The sequence below is a fragment of the Qipengyuania sp. genome, from assembly GCF_048550555.1.
In the GTDB taxonomy this organism is placed as follows: domain Bacteria; phylum Pseudomonadota; class Alphaproteobacteria; order Sphingomonadales; family Sphingomonadaceae; genus Qipengyuania.
In genome coordinates this window covers 1-18,738 of record NZ_JBLYYF010000053.1, presented here as the reverse complement: position 1 = coordinate 18,738, position 18,738 = coordinate 1, and the positions used below count along the sequence as shown (strand labels likewise).

Sequence of the window (18,738 nt, the reverse complement as noted above, 5' to 3'; positions counted from 1 at the left end):
CTTCCCATGCGCAACCCCGCCCGACCGCTGAGCCATAGTGGCCGCCCGGGGTATGCGTCTTTCTCGCGCTCAGGCGTTAGCCGGATCATACCATTCGCGCTTAACCTGAATTTAGGCATGATTGCCGCGCCTCGGCTTGCACAGGGGCACGCTATTCTTCATCACCCCGCCACATCCACGGGGAGAGATCTTTGCGTCACCTGACATTCGCGGCAGCGCTGGCCCTTGGCACCTGCCTTGCCACGCCGCTCGCCGCACAAACCACCGCGCAGAACACGGAGACCGCGCCCATGGAGCTGAGTTTCGAACGCGTCTTCGCCTCGCCCAGCCTCGACGGGCCGACGCCGCGCATGGTGAAGCTGTCGCCCGATGGCCGTTATCTCACGCTGCTGCGCAACCGCGCCGACGACCGCGAGCGTTACGATCTGTGGGCCTACGACCGCGAGGCGGGCGATTGGGCGATGCTGGTCGACAGCGAGGCGCTCGGCTCGGGTCGCGAATTGTCCGAAGACGAGAAGATGCAGCGCGAACGCGCGCGCGTAGGCAATCTCAAGGGCATCATCGACTATCAGTGGACCAAGCAGGGCGATGGCGTGCTCGTGCCGCTCGACGGTGATCTCTATCTCGCGAGCATCGGTGGCGATGTGGAGCGCCTGACGGACACCGACGAAAGCGAACTCAATCCCTCGCTCAGCGGGACGAGCGCCTATGTCGGCTTCGTGCGCGACCGGCAGCTGTGGGTCGGCGAGGTGGGCGCGGAGGCTCGGCCGATCACTCCGCAGGAAGGCGAGGACGTGCGCTGGGGCGAGGCCGAGTTCGTCGCGCAGGAGGAGATGGGCCGGCACACGGGATATTGGTGGAGCCCCGACGACCGTCGCATCGCGGTCGAGCGCTTCGACGAAAGCATGGTCGGCGTGGTCACGCGCGCCGCGATCGGTGCGACGGGGACCAGGGTCTACGACCAGCGCTATCCGGTCGCCGGCAGCGCCAACGCCGCGGTCGACCTCTATGTGATGGATCCCGACGGCGGAAACCGCGTGAAGGTCGATCTGGGTGAGGAGAGCGACATCTATGTGGCCCGCGTCGATTGGGCGCCCGACGGCAGCGCGCTCTACGTCCAGCGCGAGAACCGCGCGCAGACCGTGCTCGACATGCTCGAGGTCGACCCGGCGACCGGCGCCAGCGAGGTGCTGTTCACCGAACGCGCGCCGAAGCCGGGTTATTGGGTCAACCTCTCCGACAATTACAAGTGGCTCGACGACGGCAGCCTCGTCTGGTGGTCCGAGCGCGACGGCTACGGCCATCTCTACCGCTATGTCGATGGCGCCTGGACGCAGCTGACCAGCGGCGAATGGGTGGTGACCAAGCTCGTCGGGATCGACCAGCAGGCGGGCCGCGTCTTCTTCCAGGGGACGAAGGACGATGTGCTGGCGCAGCAGGTCTATGCGCTCGACCTCGCCGATCCCGGTGAGCCGAGGCTGCTGACCGACACCGGTTACGCCAATTCGGCGACGATGGACGAGAAGGGCCGGACGCTCGTCGTCACGCGCTCGAACGATGCGACTCCGCCGCAGAGCTACATCGCCGACCAGCAGGGCGAACGCCTCGCCTGGATCGAGGAGAACGCGCTCGACACCGATCACCCCTATGCGCCCTACCTCGCGAGCCACCGGCCGACGCAATACGGGACCGTTCCGGCCGAGGACGGGACGCCGCTCTACTGGGAAATGGTCACACCCGAACTCGAGCCGGGCAAGCGCTATCCGGTGTTCTTCTATCATTACGGCGGCCCGCACGCGCAGGTCGTCACCAGGGGCTGGGACGGGGGGCTGCGCCAGGCCATTGTCGACCGGGGCTATATCTGGTTCGCGCTCGACAATCGCGGCAGCGCCAATCGCGGGGTCGATTTCGAACAGCCGATCAACCGCGCCATGGGCGGCGTCGAAGTGCGCGACCAGAAAGCGGGGGCCGAATTCCTCAAGACGCTCGACTATGTCGATCCCGACAAGATCGCGGTGGATGGCTGGTCTTACGGCGGCTACATGACATTGAAGCAATTGCAGGCCGATCCCGGCCTCTATGCTGCGGGGATAGCGGGTGCCCCGGTGACCAGATGGGAACTCTACGATACCCATTACACCGAGCGCTACATGGGCACCCCGCAGGCGGACACCGCCGCCTACGAAGCCTCGAGCGCCATCCCCGACGCGGCGAAGATCGCCGATCCGTTGCTGATCATCCACGGCATGGCCGACGACAATGTCGTGTTCGAGAACGCGACCGCGGTGATCGCGCGAATGCAGGAGGGCAACGTCCCCTTCGAGATGATGCTCTATCCCGGTTACACCCACCGCGTGGCGGGCGAGACGATCTCGCCGCATCGCTACAACACGGTGTTCCGCTTTCTCGAAGCGCATGGCGTGACCCCGCCGCAGTGAGCGGACAGGCCGATGACAAGGCTTCGCTGGGCCTTCCCGCAGTATGGGCGATCGCTGTCGGCGGTATGGTCGGTGGCGGCATCTTCTCTACCCTCGGCGTTGTAATATCGAGCGCCGGGCGCTGGGCCGCGCTGAGCTTCGTGCTCGGGGGTCTGGTCGCCTATGCCACCGGTCACAGCCTCGCGGCGCTCACCGTCAGTCGCGACGAGCCGGGCGGCATCTACAGCTTCCTGCGCGATCTGAAATTCCGGCGTCTCGCCGAATGGTCGGCCTGGATTCTGTTGGCCGGCTATGTGCTGACCTGCGCGGTCTATGCCTATACCTTCGGGGCCTATGTCGGTCATGCGGTCGGCGGACCGGGCTGGTTGCCCAAGGCGATGGCGGCGGTCGCGATCCTGTTGATGACCGCGATCAACCTGCGTGGGGCGGGGCAGGCGGCGGGCTTGGAAATCGCAATCGTCGTGATCAAGCTAGCGATCCTTGCGGGGCTGGCCGTGTTCGGCCTCGCGCAATTCGATGCCGCGAAATTGTCGATCGACGCGCAACCCGGCCTTCTCGGCGTAGTGGTGGGCGCGGCCAGCGTCTTCATGGCCTACGAGGGCTTCGAGCTGGTCGCCTACGATTACGACGAGATGGAGGATCGCAAGCACGTGATGGGACGCATCATGCCGCTCGCCATCGGCAGCGCTGCGGTGATCTACGTACTGGTCGCGCTGGCCGTGCCGATGCTGACGGGTACCCGCGCGGTAATCGAGGACGGAGAGGTTGCGCTGTCGCAGGCGGGACAGGCCGCCATGGGAACGCCGGGACTGGTGCTCGTGACGCTCGCCGCCGCGCTTTCGACCGCGAGCGCGATCAATGCCACGCTGTTTTCCTCCGCCCGCCTGGCTCGCGAGGTGGCCCAGGATGGCGCATTGCCGGAACGCCTGGGCCAGCGGAACAGCAAGGGGTCGCCGCAGTGGGCGGTGCTGGCGCTCGCGGCGCTCGCGCTGGCGCTGGCCCTGGTCGGCGGTCTCGACGGGCTGGTGAGCGGGGCGAGTATCGTCTTCCTGCTGGTGTTCGGGACGCTCAATGCACTGGCCGTTAAAGAGGGTGTCGGAAGGCGCTGGATCACGCTTCCGGGAACGGCGGGTGCGTTCGGTGCGCTTCTGGTGCTGGCTGCGCATTTTGCGGGGATCGTCTGAGCTTTCACCCACGCAACCGAATGTACGCTTGCGGGCGCGGGGGCAATCGCTATCTCGGCGGCACACTCTTAGTGGAGATCTGAATTGGGTTATCGTGTTGCCGTGGTTGGTGCGACCGGGAATGTCGGGCGCGAAATGATGCAGGTACTCGCCGAGCGCGAGTTCCCGATCGACGAGATCGCGGCCGTCGCCAGCAGCCGTTCGCACGGCACCGAGGTCGAATTCGGCGACACCGGCAAGATGCTCAAATGCAAGAACATCGAGCATTTCGACTGGGCGGGCTGGGACATCGCGCTGTTCGCCGCGGGCAGCGGCCCGGCCAAGGAATATGCGCCCAAGGCGGCGGCGGCCGGCTGCGTCGTGATCGACAATTCCTCGCTCTACCGGATGGACCCGGACGTGCCGCTGATCGTGCCCGAGGTGAATCCGGAGGCGATCCACGATTACAAGAAGCGCAATATCATCGCCAATCCCAACTGCTCGACCGCGCAGCTCGTGGTGGCGCTCAAGCCGCTCCACGATGCGGCGACGATCAAGCGCGTCGTCGTCTCGACCTACCAGTCGGTCTCGGGCGCGGGCAAGGCGGGGATGGACGAGCTGTTCCAGCAGAGCCGCGCGATCTTCGTCGGCGACCCGGTCCAGCCGGTGAAGTTCACCAAGCAGATCGCCTTCAACGTCATCCCGCACATCGACGTGTTCATGGACGACGGTTCCACCAAGGAAGAGTGGAAGATGGTGGTAGAGACCAAGAAGATCCTCGACCCGAAGATCAAGCTCAACGCCACCTGTGTGCGCGTGCCGGTCTTCGTCGGCCATTCGGAAGCCGTGAACATCGAGTTCGAGAACGAGTTGAGTGCGGAGCAGGCGCAGGACATCCTGCGCGAGGCGCCGGGCATCATGCTGGTCGACAAGCGCGAGGACGAGGGATACGTCACCCCGGTCGAAAGCGCGGGCGACAGCGCCACCTACGTCAGTCGCGTGCGCGACGATCCGACGGTCGACAACGGGATCACGCTGTGGTGCGTTTCTGACAACCTCCGCAAGGGCGCTGCGCTCAATGCGGTGCAGATCGCCGAACTGCTTGGTCGCGAATGCCTCAAGAAGGGATGATCCGGAGCGCGCTTCTCCTCGCGCTGCCGCTGGCGCTCGCCGCCTGCGGCCAGTCCGATCCTGCGCCCGAAACCTCGCAGAGCAGCGCACCGGCGGGCGATCCGCTGGCCGGGGTGCAGGTGGTGGTCGATGCCGACGGTCTCGGCGCGAAGGGTACGGAACCGCTGCGCTTCGGGGAACCGCGCGACGCGGTCGACGGGGCCATCGCCAAGGCTCTCGGCTCCGCGCCGGAGACCTCCCGCAACCAGGAATGCGGCGCCGGCCCGATGGACTTCAGCCAGTTCGGCCCGCTGCAGCTCGCGTATATGGACGGTCTGTTGCGCGGCTGGTTCCTGCGCGAAGGCGAGGGCGTGGCGACGTCCGACGGGGTGCGCCCCGGCGTGACGACGCTGGAGGGCCTCAAGCTCGAACGCGAGGTGCGCGAACTCGATACAACGCTGCCCGGCGAATTCGAATATACCACTGCCGATTACGGCACGATCACCGGCTTTGCCGAGGACGGGGTTACCGTGACGGCGTTGCAGGCCGGGATCAGCTGCTTCTTTCGCTGATCACTCGCCCGGCGGGGGCATCGGGCCGGCCCGTGGCTTCGGTTTGCGCATGATGAAGGCCAGCGGCACGGCGGCCAGCGTGATCCACATCATCATCCAGAAATCGTCGATATAGGCGACCATCGCGGCTTGCCGGTTGGCTTCGAGATCGAGCATCCTGAGTGCGATCTCGCCGAGGTTCTGGTAGCGGTCGACCGTGCTCACATCGATCACGCTCGATACCGAGGCGCCGGTGACGTTCGACGCGATGTCGGCATGCGCGGTCTGGAGATTGCGCGCCAGCATGACGGTCGTGAGCGAGATGCCCGCCGATGCGCCGAGTGAACGGAACAGGTTGAGCAGGCTCGACCCGTCGGTGCGCAGGCGCGGGGGCAGCGTACCGAAGGCGCTGACGTTGAGCGGAATGAAGACGAGGCCCATGCCGAGCCCCTGCACGAGGCCCGAGGCGACGATGTGGAAGCGGTCGACGCCGAGCGACCACTGCGCCATCTCGTAAAGCGAAACAGCGCAGATGATGAAGCCGGTCGCCACCACCGGGCGTGGATCGAGATTGCGGCGCATGGCCATGCCGGCGAACTGCATCGAAATCAGGACACCGATCCCGCGCGGCATCAGCACCAGGCCGGTATCGATCACGTCGTAGCCCATCAGTTGCTGCAGCATCGGCGGTAGCAGCGCCATGGTGGCGAACATGACCACGCCGATCGCCAACATGAAGCCCATGGCGATGGCGAAATTGCGGTCGAGGAACAGGGCGCGGTCGAACAGCCCGTCCTTCGCGCTGCCGAGATGGATTACCGCCATCCAGGTCGCAGAGATGAACAGGAAGGTCCACAGCCAGATCTCGTAGCTGTCGTACCAGTCGAGCGTCTGTCCGCGGTCGAGCAGCATCTGGAAACTCGCGAGCGCGACGCCGAGCAGGACGAAACCGGCGAGGTCGAACTTGCGCCGGATGACCTCGCGGTGCGGCAATTGGGTGACGAGGATAGCGAGGCTGAGGATGCCGATGGGCAGGTTGACATAGAACACCCAGCGCCAGTTCGCCTGCTCGGTCAGCCAGCCACCCAAGACCGGGCCGAGGATCGGGCCGATCATGATGCCCATGCCCCATAGCGCCATCATCTGCGCGTGCTTGCTCGGCTTGTTGGTGTCGAGCATGAAGGCCTGGCTGAGCGGAGCGATGAAGGCCCCCGTCACGCCCTGCAACGCGCGGAAGATCACCATCTCCTGGAGGTTCTGCGCCATGCCGCAGAGCATCGAGGAAAGGATGAAACCGGCGACCGACAGGATGAACAGGCGCCGCGCGCCGACCCTGTCCGAGAGCCAGCCCGTGATCGGCAGCGCCACCGCGCTGGCGATGATATAGCTGGTCAGGACCCAGGTGATCGTTTCGGTGGTCGCGCCGAGCGCGGTGCGCATATGGGGGATCGCGACGTTCGCAATCGTGGTGTCGAGGACCTGCAGCAGCGAGGCCGCCATGATACCGACAATCAGAATCCCCGGATTGGCGACCGGTAGCTGCGCGACGTCATGCGCCGGATCGGGCGCACTGGCGCCTCCTGCGGGGACGACACGGCTGGCCATGGATCAGTGCTTCTTGCCGTCGGTATAGACGGTGATCTCGGTCGACAGGCCGGCGATCAGGGGACGCGGGCTCTTCTCGTCGATGGCGATGCGCACCGGGACACGCTGGGTCACCTTGACCCAGTTGCCGGTCGCGTTCTGCGCCGGGATGACCGAGAACTCGCTCCCGGTGCCCGCGCCGATTGACTCGACATGGCCCTTGAGCGTCAGCCCCGGATAGGCGTCGAAATGCACTTCGGCGGGCTGGCCCACCTGCATGTCGGCGAGGTCGGTTTCCTTGAAGTTGGCTTCGACATAGCTGCTGCCGTCGGCGACCAGTGTGAGCACGGGGAGGCCCTGGACGACCTGCTGGCCGCGCTGGAGGCGCTCGGCCTGCGCGACGCGCCCGGAACTTGGCGCGCGCACTTCGGTGCGGCGCAGCGAGAGCTCGGCAACGGCTTTCTGCGCCTTGCCGGCGGCGACCTGAGGGTTTTCCCCGGGCACGGCGCTGCCGGTAGCGAGCTTGGCACGCGCAGCCTGCTGGCGCGCTTCGGCCTGGCGCAGTTCCTCGCGCGCCTGGTTCACGCGGTGGCGTGCCGCATCATGGTCGGCCTTGGTCACAAAGCCGCGCTTGAACAGCGCATCCTTGCGCTCGAAATCGGACTGGGCGAAGGCGATGTCCTCGCGAGCGGCGGCGATGTCGGCACCCGAAAGGTCGGAGGAATTGGCCAGCGCGGTGACATTGGCCTGTGCCCCGGCGATGGCCGCATCCGCTTGTGCGATCTGCAGGCGATAGGGTTCGGGATCGATGCGGAACAGCAGGTCACCCTTCTGCACCGTGTCGCCTTCGCCGACGAGAACCTCGACGATCTCGCCACCCACCTGTGCGCTGACCGAGACCTTGTCCTGCTGGACATAGGCATTGTCGGTCGACACCTTGCCCTGCAACGAGAGCCAGTAGATCCCGCCGGCGATGAGCAGCGCCAAGGGCACGCTGAGCATCAGCGCCAGGCGGCCCCACTTGCGCCTGGGTGCGGGAGCTTCGACGGGTTCCACGGTTTCGACCGGGATCTGCGGGTCGGCCTCAGCCATTTACGACATTCCTGATTTCGCGTTCGGCCGTGAGATTGGCCGAAACTTTTTCGAGTAACCGTGCGAGCATGTCCTGCTCCTGCGCGGTGAGGCCCTCCGCCATGTCCTCGACCAGCGCAGCGACGATCACGCGCAGCGGTTCTACGATTTCGCGGCTCTTGTCGGTGAGATGGAGCAGGCGTGCGCGGCGGTCGTTGGGGTCGAACACGCGCTCGACCCAGCCGGCTTCCTCCATCCGGTCGACGATGCGGGTGAGGGTGATCGGCTCGACCTCGATCCGCTCGGCATAAAAGGCCTGATTGTTGTCCGGAAACTTCACCAGGCTCATCAGCAGGCGTGCCTGTACGGCGGTGAGGCCCAGGCTGCGGACGCGTTCGTCAAAGGTCTTCCTCAGCAGGCGACCGCTGTCCGACAGGAGATAGCCGATATTCGTTTCCATGGCGCTGCATATAATAACATGGCTTATTATTGCAACTTGCAATTAAAGAAAGCTCTGTGCGAGAAACTGCAATTCATGCTTAGGAGGGACCCATGCCGCTGACCGCCGATCTCTATTTCAGTTTCCGCTCGCCCTACAGCTTCCTCGCGGTCGGGCGGTATCGTGCGCTGGCCGAGGAATACGCTGTCGATATCGCGCTGCGGCCGGTCTATCCGCTGGCGATCCGGCAGCCCGATTTCTTCGAGCGCAACCATCCCAACTGGATGGCCTACACGATCCGCGACATGATGCGCGTCGCGCAGTTCCACGGGATCGCCTTCGGTCCACCGCGGCCCGACCCTATCGTCCAGAACCCGGCGACGCGCGAGATCGCCGCAGACCAGCCCTATATCCGCCGTGTCACGCGCATGGGGCAGGCTGCGGCACGGCGCGGCAAAGGCCTCGCCTTCGCGCATGAAGCCGGCCAGCTGATCTGGGGTGGTCAGGAGGGCTGGCACGAGGGCGACCACCTCGCGGCTGCGCTGGCCAGGGCGGGACTGGATGCGGAGGAAGTGGAGGCCGAGGTGACGGCGCAGCCGGAGGAGCTCGACGCCGAGATCGCGGCCAACCAGGACGCGCTCGAAGCGGCTGGTCATTGGGGCGTGCCGACGCTGGTCTTCGAAGGCGAACCCTTCTTCGGCCAGGACCGTATCGAGATGGCCAAATGGAGGATGGAGCAGAAGGGGCTGGCGAAGCGATGAAGGGCGAACTGACCGGTGGATGCCTGTGCGGTGCGGTGCGCTATACCTTGCGCGACGGCTTCCGCCTCAATCCCTATGCCTGTCACTGCACCGAGTGCCAGAGCCGGACCGGGTCGGCGTTCAGCGAACACATGCTGTTCACCCTGGCCGATTTCGAGATTTCCGGCGATCTTGACGCTGGCGAATACGACCAGCCGAGCGGAGCCCACTCGCGCATCTTCGGCTGCGCAAAGTGCAAGGCGCGCATCTATGCCGTCAACGATAGCCGCGACGGCCTCGCCAGCCTGCGCTGCGGCACGCTCGACGACAGTGCCACGTTCGTTCCTGCCGCTCACCTTTGGGTGAGGAGCAAGCAGCCGTGGATCCGCCTGCCGGACGACGCCAAGGCGATGGACGAGCAACCGCGGACCAGCGAGGACTGGGTCGCATTCGTGGGGATTGCAGAGCGATGAAAGAGGCGAAAACCGGAGGCTGCCAGTGCGGCGCCGTGCGCTATTCGGCGCAGATCGACCCCGATCAGGCCTATCTGTGTCATTGCCGCATGTGTCAGCGCGCGACGGGCGGGGTCTCGATCGCTTTCATCGGCCTGCCGAAGAGCGACATGACGTGGGAGAGTGGACCCGACTGGTATGCGAGCTCGCCCATCGCGCGGAGGCCCTTCTGCAACCAATGCGGCACACCGCTCGGCTTCGCCTTCAACGAGGGCGAAAACATGGACATCACCGTCGGCAGCCTCGACGAACCCTATGGCATCGAACCGCATTGGCATTTCGCCTCGGAGAAGATCCACGAAGCCTGGATCGACACCTCAGGCCTCAAGCGCATTCCCTTGAGCGAGCATACGGCGCTGAGCCAGCGCTGGATCGACGCGACCGGCGAGGTGCCCGAGTGAGGACAGAGTTCTTCGAAAGTTTCGACGGTACGCGACTGGCGATCCACCGGCATGGGGAGGGGCGGCCCTTCGTCCTGCTTCACGGCCTGTTCTCGAGCGCGGCGATGAACTGGATCAAGTGGGGGCACCACGAGACGATCGCGGCGCAGGGTTTCGAAGTGATCATGCTCGATTTCCGCGTCCACGGAGAGAGCGCGGCGCCGCACGACCCGGAGAAATATCCCTCGAACGTGCTGGTGCGCGACGTGGCGGCGCTAGTCGATCATATGGGCCTTGCGGACTACGATCTCGGCGGTTTCTCGCTCGGTGCGCGGACGTCGCTGCATGCGGTGGCACATGACGTACTCGAGCCGGCACATCTGGTGATCGGCGGCATGGGCACGGCGGGGCTGGGCGAATGGCATCGCCGGGCGGCCAAGTTCCACCGCGTGATCGACAAATTCGACGAAATCCCCCGGGGCGATCCGGATTACTTCTCGATGCAATTCCTCAAATCGCAGGGCGTCGACCGGGTGGCGGCACGCCTGCTGCTCGACACCATGCCCGACCTCGACCTCGCGTTGCTCGACAATGTCGCCATGCGGACGCTGGTGGTCTGCGGCGACGAGGACCGCGACAATGGCTCCGCGGAGGAGCTCGCCCAGATGCTGCCCGATGCGACCTTCATCGAGGTTCCGGGCACTCATATGAGCAGCGTGACCAAGCCCGACCTGGGGGAGGCGATCGCCGATTGGCTGGCACGGCAACGATGACCGGCCCGAAGTCCGATCTGCGCTGGTGGCTGTGGGGCCTTGCCGCCTTCGCCGTAGTGATCGCGCTGAGCGTCTCCATCACTCTCTTCGGAAACGGGGTGACCTGGGGCATCGGCGAACACCAGGCGGCGGGAAGCGCGGCGCGGGTCGATGAAATTCAGGCGCAATGGCGCGCGGGCGGGGTCCGCAACCTGGCGATCGTAGCCATGCTCGGCGACCTGGTGTTCATCGGAATCTACGGCTGGGGCAGCTGGCGGGCAGGGCGCAGCTTCATGGCGATGCCCGGCGCTTTGGGGCTTCTGGGCGTCCTCATCGCCGCGTCGGCGGTAGTCTTCGTGCTCTGCGACTATACCGAAACGGTTCTACAAATGATTCAATTGCTGCGCGAACGAGGGTCGGACGCAATGGCCGGGACGGCTGCCGCGGTGCGCCCCATAAAGTCCGCCGCGTGGGTCGCGACATTCCTCGGTGTGCTTGCGGCGTTGGCGATCGGGCGACTGGGCAGGCCGAAGCTTGATTAAGCGACGCTGCAGGTGCAATCCGGTAGCACGTGAAACCACATCGCAGAATTCACTCCTGAGAGGACAACCATGAAACTCGCTTCCGTCGCGCTTTCCGCGCTCGCCATCTCGCTCGCCGCGCCGGCGCTCGCCCAGGACGCCGCTCCGGAGGAGCAGGCGCAGACCGCCTATCCGCATACCGCGCAGGGCGCGGCCGACTTCGTCGCGGCGGTGGAGAAGGATTTCGCCGAGTTCTCGGTCGGCAACGCCCAGATCAACTGGGTCAACTATACCTATATCACCGAGGATACCGACGCGCTCGCCGCCGCCAGCAATGCCGAGCTGACCGAGAAGCAGGTCGCCTATGCGATCGAGGCGGCGAAATATGCCGACATCGCGGGCCTCGATGCCGATGTGAAGCGCAAGCTCGACATCCTGCGCAACGGCATCGTCCTGCCGGCGCCGACCACCGCCGGCGCTGCGGCCGAGCTGTCGACCATCACCACCGCGCTTTCGAGCCAGTACGGCAAGGGGCAGGGCACGCTCAATGGCAAGCCGATCAGCGGCAGTGACATCGAGGCCGAGATGGGCAATCTCGAGCATACGCCGGCCGAATATGCCGAGATGTGGGCAAGCTGGCACGACAATGTCGGCGCACCGATGAAGGGCGACTACGCCAAGATGGTCGGCATCGCCAACCAGGGTGCCGAAGAGCTCGGCTTCGACAATGTCGGCGCGATGTGGCGCTCGGGCTACGACATGAGCCCCGAGGAATTCACCGCCATGACCGAGCGGTTGTGGAACGAGCTCAAGCCGCTCTATGTCGAGCTGCACACCTATGTCCGCACCAGGCTCAACCAGAAGTACGGCGACGAGGTGCAGGCGACCACCGGCCCGATCCGCGCCGACCTGCTCGGCAATATGTGGGCGCAGGAATGGGGCAATATCTATCCGCTGGTCGCACCGCAGGGTGCCGGCGATCTCGGCTATGACATCGGCGACCTGCTGGCGGCGAAGGACAAGACCCCGCTCGACATGGTCCACTATGGCGAGGGCTTCTATTCCTCGCTCGGCATGCAGCCGCTGCCCGAAACCTTCTGGCAGCGCTCGATGTTCGTGAAGCCGGCCGACCGCGAGGTCGTGTGCCACGCCAGCGCCTGGGACATCGACAACAAGGACGACATCCGTATCAAGATGTGCACCAAGGTGAATGCCGACGACTTCGTCACCATCCACCACGAACTGGGGCACAATTACTACCAGCGCGCCTACAAGGACCAACCGTTCCTCTACCTCAACGGGGCGAACGACGGCTTCCACGAGGCGATCGGCGACTTCATCGCGCTGTCGATCACGCCGCAATACCTGGTCGACATCGGCCTGCTCGACAAGAGCAAGGTGCCGAGCGCCGACAAGGACATCGGCCTGCTGCTGCGCCAGGCGATGGACAAGGTCGCCTTCCTTCCCTTCGGCCTGCTGGTCGACAAATGGCGCTGGGGTGTGTTTGACGGCTCGATCGTACCCGATACCTACAACCAGGCGTGGGTCGACCTGAAGCAGGATTACCAGGGCATCGTCCCGCCGGTAGAGCGGCCCGCCGACGCCTTCGATCCCGGCGCCAAGTACCACATCCCGGGCAACACCCCCTATACGCGCTATTTCCTCGCGCGGATCCTGCAGTTCCAGTTCTACAAGGCCGCCTGCGACCAGGCCGGCTGGAAGGGGCCGCTGCACCGCTGCTCGTTCTACGGCAACAAGGAAGTCGGCGCCAAGCTCAACGCCATGCTCGAAATGGGCTCGTCGAAGCCCTGGCCCGAAGCGCTCGAGGCCTTCACCGGCACCGAGGAAATGAGCGCCAAGCCGATGCTCGAATATTTCGCGCCGCTGATGCAGTGGCTCAAGGAACAAAACAAGGGCCAGACCAAGGGCTGGTAAGCGGCAAGTCCGGGGCGGTGGCATCGTGCCGCCGCCCCGCATTGCCAACCCGGGTGCGGAGCAGCTAACAGCTTGCATCATGGGAGAAAAGAAGACCAAGCTGGAGGTCGTGGGCTGGCGCGAGCTGGTTCACCTTCCCGATCTCGGCCTGCATGCGCTGCCGGCCAAGATCGATACCGGAGCGCGCACCTCCTCGCTCCATGCGACGATCCTCGAACAGTTCGAACGCGACGGCGAACGCTATGTCCGCTTCGCGGTCGACTTCGACCGCCAGCACGTGCGCCAGGTGTGCGAGGCGGTGCATATCGACTGGCGCGGGATCACCAGCTCGAACGGCGAGACGCAGCGCCGGATGATCGTCAAGACGCCGCTGTGTATCGGCAACGTCACATTTCGCGCCGAGATCAGCCTGGCCGATCGGAGCGACATGAAATTCCCGATGCTGATCGGGCGATCTGCGCTAAGGCGCCGGTTCGTCGTCGACTCGGGCCATTCCTGGCTCCAGAGCCCGGGCCGCGACGTTGAAAAGGGTCACACGTCATGAAAATCGCGATGCTGGCGCGCAACGCCAATCTCTATTCGCACCAACGCCTCAAGGAGGCGGCGGAAGCGCGCGGGCACCATTTCGACATTCTCAACACCACGCGCTGCACGGTCCACATCGCGAGCCATCGACCCGAGGTCTACTACAATGGCGAGCCCTGCGTCGGATACGATGCGGTCATCCCTCGCATCGGCGCCTCGATCACCAATTACGGCCTCGCGATCCTGCGCCAGTTCGAGATGCGCGGCTGCTGGCCATTGAACGAAAGCGTCGCCATCGGCCGCAGCCGCGACAAGCTCAGGAGCATGCAGATCCTCGCCAAGCACGGGCTCGGCCTGCCGCTGACTGCCTATGCCAACGATCCCAAGCAGGCCGAGGAGATCATCAAGGCGGTCAAGGGGCCGCCGGTGGTGATCAAGCTGCTCGAGGGCACGCAGGGCATCGGCGTCGTCCTCGCGGAAACGATGAGCAGCGCCAAGTCGGTGATCGAGGCCTTCCGCGGCGCCAACGTCAACATCCTGGTGCAGGAATTCATCAAGGAAGCGGGCGGTACCGACATCCGCGCACTGGTGGTCGGCGGCAAGGTGGTCGCGGCGATGAAGCGCACCGGTGCGCCCGACGATTTCCGCAGCAACCTGCACCGCGGCGGCAGCGCTCAGCTGATCAAGATCACGCCCGAGGAACGCAGCACCGCCGTGCGCGCGGCCAAGCGCATGGGCCTCAACGTGTGCGGCGTCGACATGCTGCGCAGCAATCACGGCCCGGTGATCATGGAGGTCAATTCCTCGCCCGGTCTCGAAGGGATCGAGAACGCCACCGGCAAGGACATCGCCGGGATGATCATCGACTACATCGAAAAGAACGCGCGCGACGGCAAGACCAAGACCAAGGGGCAGGGGTGATCCCGGGGAACACCAGGCGCATATGAGGCTTTAGGATTTATCTTGGACCTCAGGAGTTTATCGCATGCGTCCTAGCCTGCTCCTCGCCAGCACGATCCTTTTTTCGACCGGCGCTGCTGCGCAGTCGACCGCACTCGAAGTCCTCGCTCCGAACCAGACGCTGCTGGAAGTTCAGTCGACCGGGCAGAGCTATGTTGCGCCCGATCAGGCCAGCCTGACCGGCGGGGTGGTGACTTTTGCCACCACCTCGCGCGAGGCGGCCGACAGCAATGCGCAGGCCATGAATCAGGTGGTGGCCGCCCTCAAGAAGGCAGGTGTGCCTGCGCGCGACATCCAGACGCAGAGCGTCAGCCTCGACCCGCAATTCAACTATGACAGGCAGGGCGGCGAACCGCCGCGCATAACCGGCTATCAGGCGCGCAATTCGGTCACCGTGCGCATCCGTGATGTGAAGAAGGCATCCGACATGCTCACGGTGCTGTTCGAGGCCGGGGCGAACAACGTCAGCGGGCCGTTCTTCTCGATCGAGGACGACAGCAAGGCCGTCGCGGAAGCCCGCAATGATGCGGTTGCCGAAGCCAAGGCGGAGGCCGACGCCTATGCGTCCGCTTTCGGCATGCGCGTAGCCAAGGTGCTGCGGATCAGCGAACGCCAGCGCTCGGCCAGCTACGAACCGATCATCGTGACCGGATCGCGCATCGGCGGGGCGGGAGCGCCGCCACCTCCGCCACCCCCGCCGTCGCCGATCAGTGCGACCACAGTGGAGGTCGGCGAGATGCAGCAGCAGGTCACGATCTGGGTGGACTTTGCTCTCGAGCCTGGCTGAACCTCACGCATTCCGCGCCATCAGCCCGCCGTCGACGGGGATCACCGCGCCGGTGATGTAACTTGCTGCGGGGAGTACCAGCGAGAGCGTCATCTGCGCCACTTCCTCGGGGTCGCCATAGCGCTTCAGCGCGGTGCGGCGCTTGGCGAAGATCACCTTGTGCTCGTCGGGCACCGCTTCGGTCATCGCGGTGCGGATCGGGCCGGGGCAGATGCAGTTGCAGGTAATGCCTTCGGGTCCGAGATCGACCGCAAGCCCACGCGTCAGCCCGGTCACGCCCGTCTTGGCCGCGACATAGGGCGTGTCGCCCGGCGTCGCGCCCAGTCCCTCGGTGCTGGCGATATTGACGATCCGCGCGGCATCGCTCCGGCGCAGGTGCGGCATTGCGGCGCGCACCATCCGCTGCTGCGCGGTGAGCATCACGGCGAGCGCGCGGTGCCAGATTTCCTCATAGGCATCCTCGTCGAGCGCGCAGAAGCTCGATACGCCGGCATTGTTGACGAGGATGTCGATCCCGCCGAAATCCGCGGCGATCTGCGCGACGACGCGCGCGATCGTGTCCCCGTCCGCCACGTCGAGCGCATAGGCGCGCGCCTCCGCCCCGCATTCGCGTGCCACCTCCTCGCAGGCCACCAGGTCGAGATCGGTCACCGCCACCCTCGCGCCCTCGGCCGCGAACAGAAGCGCGGTGGCACGTCCCATGCCGCTCGCCGCTCCGGTCACGATGGCGATGCGCCCCGCGATCGAGCGCGAGCGGTTCGGCGTATCGGTCATGTCTCTCTCCCTTGCGGGGAGCGAGTTTACCGAAACGGCGGTTCGTTGAAAGCGCGCAGTTTGCGGCTGTGGAGCCGCGGGCCTTCCTCGCGCAGCCGCTTGCAGGCGGTCACGCCGATCTGGAGGTGCGCGGCGATCGCTTCCTCGTAAAAGGCATTGGCCTGGCCCGGCAGCTTGATCTCACCGTGGAGCGGCTTATCCGACACGCACAGCAGCGTGCCGTAGGGCACGCGGAAGCGGTAGCCCTGTCCCGCGATGGTGGCGCTTTCCATGTCGACGCCGACCGCGCGGCTGAGGCTCATGCGATGCGCCGAGCTGGTGTAGCGCAGTTCCCAGTTGCGATCGTCGGTGGTGACGACGGTGCCGGTGCGCATGCGCTTCTTGAGGTCCGCGCCGTGTTCGCCCGATACCTCCTCGGCCGCCCCGGCGAGCGCCTGCTGCACTTCGGCGATGGCGGGGAGGGGGATTTCGGGCGGGAGCACCGGGTCGAGCACATGATCGTCGCGCAGATAGGCGTGGGCGAGGACGTAATCGCCGATCTTCTGGCTCGGGCGCAGGCCGCCGCAGTGGCCGATCATCAGCCAGGCCTCGGGCCGCAGCACGGCGAGGTGGTCGCAGATCGTCTTGGCGTTGGAGGGACCGACGCCGATATTGACCAGCGTAATGCCTTCGCGGTTCGGGCCGACGAGGTGATAGGCGGGCATCTGGTGCCGCCGCCAGGCGGTGTCGGACAGCTGCGCGCGGGCATTGTCGGTCTTCTCGGTCAGCATCAGCCCGCCCGCGCCGGCCAGCGCGGTATGGCCGTTCGAACCGAGCTGCGCGCCCGCCCAGTCGACAAATTCGTCGACATAGCGGTGGTAGTTCGTGAACAGGATGAAACGCTGGAAATGCTCGGTGCTGGTGCCGGTGTAATGTGCCAGCCGCGCGAGGCTGAAATCGGTGCGCAGCCCGTCGAACAGCGACAGCGGGATCGGGTCCTCGGCATTTTCAAGCACGATGCCGTCGGCCAGCTCGTCGCCGATATCGGCCAGCTCGGTCGAGGGGAAATGGCGCGCGATGAGGTTGGGATCGACCCCGACCAGCTCGGCCCCGGCCTCGCCATCGAGGACATAGGGGAAGGGGATTTCCTGACGCGAGGAGCCGACTTCCATCTCGACTTCGTAATTCTCCTCGATCAGCTCGAGCTGTTCGCGCAGATAGTCGCGGAACAGTGCGGGGCGCGTGACCGTGGTGGCATAGAGCCCCGGCGCGTTGAGCCGGCCGAAGGCGCGGTTGCGGTCCTCGGGCTGGTCGCCGCCGCGAAAGCGCAGCCGCAGTTCGGGATAGGAATAGCTGCCGTCGCTGCGGCGTTCGGGCGCGGGCAATGTGCGCTCGCGGCCGAAGGCGATGACATCCTCGCGCAGCCGTTCGACGGCCGCGTCATACATCTTCTCGAGCCGGTCGAGAGTCTGGTCGATCGAATCCATGGGCGTTTCTCCTGCCTCTTGTTGTTTTCGGTACTGTGTCGGCACCCCACATAGGGGGCGCCGACGCTTCTTACAAAAAGGGCGCGGTGACCGAAGCCGCCGCGCCCTTTTCATGGTTCGTTGCCGTTTCGAAGATCAGCCCTCGGCGGTCTCGTCATCCGCCTCGGCCGCGTCGTCGAGCAGGTCGGCGGGAATTTCGCCGGGCTCGAGCGTCGGGTCGATGCGATTGGCTTCGGCCTGTTCCTCGATCTCGCGCTGCTCGTCTTCGAACATCTGCGCCATCACGTCGATGCCCTGGCTCTGCAGCTCGGCTTCGTCGTCCGAACGGGCGACGTTGGCCTTGATCGTGACCGAGACTTCGGGGTGAAGGTCAATGCGGACTTCATGCATGCCGATCGTCTTGATCGGGTCACCCATGATGACCTGCTTCTTGTCGATGTCGTGACCCTTCTCGGCGAGCGAGGCGGCGATGTCGCGGACATTGACCGAACCGTAGAGCTGGCCGGTGTTCGACGAAGCGCGGATCAGGACGATTTCGACGCCCTGGACCTTTTCGCCGGCCTTTTCGGCATCGCTGCGGCGTTCCGCGTTTTCCTTTTCCAGGCGGTCGCGGTTCGCTTCGAAGACCTTCTTGTTGGCTTCGTTGGCGCGCAGGGCCTTCTTCTGCGGGAGCAGGAAGTTGCGGGCATAGCCGTCCTTCACGGTGACCACGTCACCGATCGAGCCGAGCTTTTCGATCCTCTGAAGGAGAATGATATCCATGGATTTTCTCCTTACTTCACGATGTACGGCAGCAGGCCGATGTGACGCGAGCGCTTGATGGCCTTGGCCAGTTCACGCTGCTTCTTGGCGCTGACGGCGGTGATGCGGCTGGGGACGATCTTGCCACGTTCGGACATGAAGCCCTGAAGGAGGCGGACGTCCTTGTAGTCGATCTTGGGGGCGTTCTTGCCCGAGAACGGGCAGGACTTGCGGCGGCGGAAAAACGGACGGGCCATCAGTTACGCTCCTCGCGGTCGCGGCGCTTCTT

Annotated in this window: 20 protein-coding genes; 13 read left to right on the top strand and 7 right to left on the bottom strand. The window is 65.2% G+C overall.

Features of this window, described 5'->3' with window-relative positions; all coding sequences use genetic code 11:
* Window positions 1-191 precede the first annotated feature (191 nt).
* The 4 genes from ACN4E0_RS13915 to ACN4E0_RS13900 all read left to right on the top strand — a co-directional run bounded on the left by ACN4E0_RS13915 (window position 192) and on the right by ACN4E0_RS13900 (window position 5,283).
* Window positions 192-2,438, top strand: a complete 2,247-nt coding sequence (locus ACN4E0_RS13915; RefSeq protein WP_419568793.1) for a DPP IV N-terminal domain-containing protein — start codon at window positions 192-194, stop codon at window positions 2,436-2,438.
* Window positions 2,435-3,622 (top strand): APC family permease, encoded by a 1,188-nt coding sequence (locus tag ACN4E0_RS13910; protein ID WP_419568791.1) that lies wholly within the window; start codon window positions 2,435-2,437, stop codon window positions 3,620-3,622. Before ACN4E0_RS13915 ends, ACN4E0_RS13910 begins: the two co-directional genes overlap by 4 nt.
* An 84-nt stretch (window positions 3,623-3,706) precedes the next feature.
* Complete coding sequence (locus ACN4E0_RS13905; protein ID WP_419568789.1) at window positions 3,707-4,732, top strand: aspartate-semialdehyde dehydrogenase; 1,026 nt, start codon at window positions 3,707-3,709, stop codon at window positions 4,730-4,732.
* On the top strand, window positions 4,729-5,283 hold the full coding sequence (locus ACN4E0_RS13900) for a hypothetical protein (RefSeq protein ID WP_419568787.1): 555 nt from the start codon (window positions 4,729-4,731) through the stop codon (window positions 5,281-5,283). The genes ACN4E0_RS13905 and ACN4E0_RS13900 overlap by 4 nt, the downstream gene beginning before the upstream one ends.
* Here the strand turns inward: ACN4E0_RS13900 and ACN4E0_RS13895 are convergent, their stop codons facing one another.
* Genes ACN4E0_RS13895 through ACN4E0_RS13885 form a run of 3 tightly spaced genes read right to left on the bottom strand, consistent with a single transcriptional unit; the run spans window position 5,284 to window position 8,377 of the window.
* Window positions 5,284-6,867, bottom strand: a complete 1,584-nt coding sequence (locus ACN4E0_RS13895; protein ID WP_419568785.1) for a DHA2 family efflux MFS transporter permease subunit — start codon at window positions 6,865-6,867, stop codon at window positions 5,284-5,286.
* Between the two features lie 3 nt (window positions 6,868-6,870).
* Complete coding sequence (locus tag ACN4E0_RS13890) at window positions 6,871-7,938, bottom strand: HlyD family efflux transporter periplasmic adaptor subunit (protein WP_419568784.1); 1,068 nt, start codon at window positions 7,936-7,938, stop codon at window positions 6,871-6,873.
* Complete coding sequence (locus tag ACN4E0_RS13885; RefSeq protein ID WP_419568782.1) at window positions 7,931-8,377, bottom strand: MarR family winged helix-turn-helix transcriptional regulator; 447 nt, start codon at window positions 8,375-8,377, stop codon at window positions 7,931-7,933. Before ACN4E0_RS13885 ends, ACN4E0_RS13890 begins: the two co-directional genes overlap by 8 nt.
* 92 nt (window positions 8,378-8,469) lie before the next feature.
* On the opposite strand from ACN4E0_RS13885, the gene ACN4E0_RS13880 reads away from it, so the two are divergent.
* The 9 genes from ACN4E0_RS13880 (at window position 8,470) to ACN4E0_RS13840 (ending at window position 15,468) form a co-directional block, all read left to right on the top strand.
* Entirely contained in the window at window positions 8,470-9,117 is a 648-nt protein-coding gene (locus ACN4E0_RS13880; RefSeq protein WP_419568780.1) for a 2-hydroxychromene-2-carboxylate isomerase, read from the top strand.
* Window positions 9,114-9,569, top strand: a complete 456-nt coding sequence (locus tag ACN4E0_RS13875; RefSeq protein ID WP_419568778.1) for a GFA family protein — start codon at window positions 9,114-9,116, stop codon at window positions 9,567-9,569. Before ACN4E0_RS13880 ends, ACN4E0_RS13875 begins: the two co-directional genes overlap by 4 nt.
* Complete coding sequence (locus tag ACN4E0_RS13870) at window positions 9,566-10,009, top strand: GFA family protein (protein ID WP_419568776.1); 444 nt, start codon at window positions 9,566-9,568, stop codon at window positions 10,007-10,009. Before ACN4E0_RS13875 ends, ACN4E0_RS13870 begins: the two co-directional genes overlap by 4 nt.
* Entirely contained in the window at window positions 10,006-10,761 is a 756-nt protein-coding gene (locus ACN4E0_RS13865) for an alpha/beta fold hydrolase (protein WP_419568774.1), read from the top strand. Before ACN4E0_RS13870 ends, ACN4E0_RS13865 begins: the two co-directional genes overlap by 4 nt.
* Window positions 10,758-11,282 carry a hypothetical protein gene (locus ACN4E0_RS13860; RefSeq protein WP_419568772.1) on the top strand — a complete coding sequence of 175 codons (525 nt, stop codon included), beginning with the start codon at window positions 10,758-10,760 and terminating at the stop codon, window positions 11,280-11,282. The genes ACN4E0_RS13865 and ACN4E0_RS13860 overlap by 4 nt, the downstream gene beginning before the upstream one ends.
* Window positions 11,283-11,351: 69 nt before the next feature.
* Entirely contained in the window at window positions 11,352-13,196 is a 1,845-nt protein-coding gene (locus ACN4E0_RS13855) for a M2 family metallopeptidase (protein ID WP_419568770.1), read from the top strand.
* A 79-nt stretch (window positions 13,197-13,275) separates the two neighbouring features.
* Entirely contained in the window at window positions 13,276-13,740 is a 465-nt protein-coding gene (locus tag ACN4E0_RS13850) for an ATP-dependent zinc protease (RefSeq protein ID WP_419568768.1), read from the top strand.
* Window positions 13,737-14,642 carry a 30S ribosomal protein S6--L-glutamate ligase gene (rimK, locus tag ACN4E0_RS13845; RefSeq protein WP_370030405.1) on the top strand — a complete coding sequence of 302 codons (906 nt, stop codon included), beginning with the start codon at window positions 13,737-13,739 and terminating at the stop codon, window positions 14,640-14,642. Before ACN4E0_RS13850 ends, rimK begins: the two co-directional genes overlap by 4 nt.
* A 64-nt stretch (window positions 14,643-14,706) precedes the next feature.
* Window positions 14,707-15,468 carry an SIMPL domain-containing protein gene (locus tag ACN4E0_RS13840; protein ID WP_419568766.1) on the top strand — a complete coding sequence of 254 codons (762 nt, stop codon included), beginning with the start codon at window positions 14,707-14,709 and terminating at the stop codon, window positions 15,466-15,468.
* Between the two features lie 3 nt (window positions 15,469-15,471).
* On the opposite strand, the gene ACN4E0_RS13835 is transcribed toward ACN4E0_RS13840, so the two are convergent.
* The 4 genes from ACN4E0_RS13835 to rpsR are packed head-to-tail and all read right to left on the bottom strand — an operon-like array spanning window position 15,472 to window position 18,706.
* On the bottom strand, window positions 15,472-16,242 hold the full coding sequence (locus ACN4E0_RS13835; RefSeq protein WP_419568764.1) for an SDR family NAD(P)-dependent oxidoreductase: 771 nt from the start codon (window positions 16,240-16,242) through the stop codon (window positions 15,472-15,474).
* Window positions 16,243-16,268: 26 nt separating this feature from the next.
* Window positions 16,269-17,822: an AMP nucleosidase gene (locus ACN4E0_RS13830; RefSeq protein ID WP_419568762.1), complete on the bottom strand. Its 1,554-nt coding sequence runs from the start codon at window positions 17,820-17,822 to the stop codon at window positions 16,269-16,271.
* A 21-nt stretch (window positions 17,823-17,843) separates the two neighbouring features.
* Window positions 17,844-18,470, bottom strand: a complete 627-nt coding sequence (gene rplI / locus ACN4E0_RS13825) for a 50S ribosomal protein L9 (protein WP_419568760.1) — start codon at window positions 18,468-18,470, stop codon at window positions 17,844-17,846.
* A gap of 11 nt (window positions 18,471-18,481) precedes the next feature.
* The gene (rpsR, locus tag ACN4E0_RS13820; RefSeq protein ID WP_160729637.1) at window positions 18,482-18,706 is read right to left on the bottom strand and encodes a 30S ribosomal protein S18; all 225 of its coding nucleotides are present in this window, start codon (window positions 18,704-18,706) and stop codon (window positions 18,482-18,484) included.
* Window positions 18,707-18,738 lie beyond the last annotated feature (32 nt).

Bases quoted from the DNA above. Each gene is read 5' to 3' on its own strand.
- ACN4E0_RS13900 (WP_419568787.1), top strand. From the start codon at position 4,729: ATGATCCGGAGCGCGCTTCTCCTCGCGCTGCCGCTGGCGCTCGCCGCC.
- ACN4E0_RS13895 (WP_419568785.1), bottom strand. From the start codon at position 6,867: ATGGCCAGCCGTGTCGTCCCCGCAGGAGGCGCCAGTGCGCCCGATCCG.
- ACN4E0_RS13890 (WP_419568784.1), bottom strand. From the start codon at position 7,938: ATGGCTGAGGCCGACCCGCAGATCCCGGTCGAAACCGTGGAACCCGTC.
- ACN4E0_RS13885 (WP_419568782.1), bottom strand. From the start codon at position 8,377: ATGGAAACGAATATCGGCTATCTCCTGTCGGACAGCGGTCGCCTGCTG.
- ACN4E0_RS13880 (WP_419568780.1), top strand. From the start codon at position 8,470: ATGCCGCTGACCGCCGATCTCTATTTCAGTTTCCGCTCGCCCTACAGC.
- ACN4E0_RS13875 (WP_419568778.1), top strand. From the start codon at position 9,114: ATGAAGGGCGAACTGACCGGTGGATGCCTGTGCGGTGCGGTGCGCTAT.
- ACN4E0_RS13870 (WP_419568776.1), top strand. From the start codon at position 9,566: ATGAAAGAGGCGAAAACCGGAGGCTGCCAGTGCGGCGCCGTGCGCTAT.
- ACN4E0_RS13860 (WP_419568772.1), top strand. From the start codon at position 10,758: ATGACCGGCCCGAAGTCCGATCTGCGCTGGTGGCTGTGGGGCCTTGCC.
- ACN4E0_RS13855 (WP_419568770.1), top strand. From the start codon at position 11,352: ATGAAACTCGCTTCCGTCGCGCTTTCCGCGCTCGCCATCTCGCTCGCC.
- ACN4E0_RS13850 (WP_419568768.1), top strand. From the start codon at position 13,276: ATGGGAGAAAAGAAGACCAAGCTGGAGGTCGTGGGCTGGCGCGAGCTG.
- rimK (WP_370030405.1), top strand. From the start codon at position 13,737: ATGAAAATCGCGATGCTGGCGCGCAACGCCAATCTCTATTCGCACCAA.
- ACN4E0_RS13840 (WP_419568766.1), top strand. From the start codon at position 14,707: ATGCGTCCTAGCCTGCTCCTCGCCAGCACGATCCTTTTTTCGACCGGC.
- ACN4E0_RS13835 (WP_419568764.1), bottom strand. From the start codon at position 16,242: ATGACCGATACGCCGAACCGCTCGCGCTCGATCGCGGGGCGCATCGCC.
- ACN4E0_RS13830 (WP_419568762.1), bottom strand. From the start codon at position 17,822: ATGAAAAGGGCGCGGCGGCTTCGGTCACCGCGCCCTTTTTGTAAGAAG.
- rplI (WP_419568760.1), bottom strand. From the start codon at position 18,470: ATGGATATCATTCTCCTTCAGAGGATCGAAAAGCTCGGCTCGATCGGT.
- rpsR (WP_160729637.1), bottom strand. From the start codon at position 18,706: ATGGCCCGTCCGTTTTTCCGCCGCCGCAAGTCCTGCCCGTTCTCGGGC.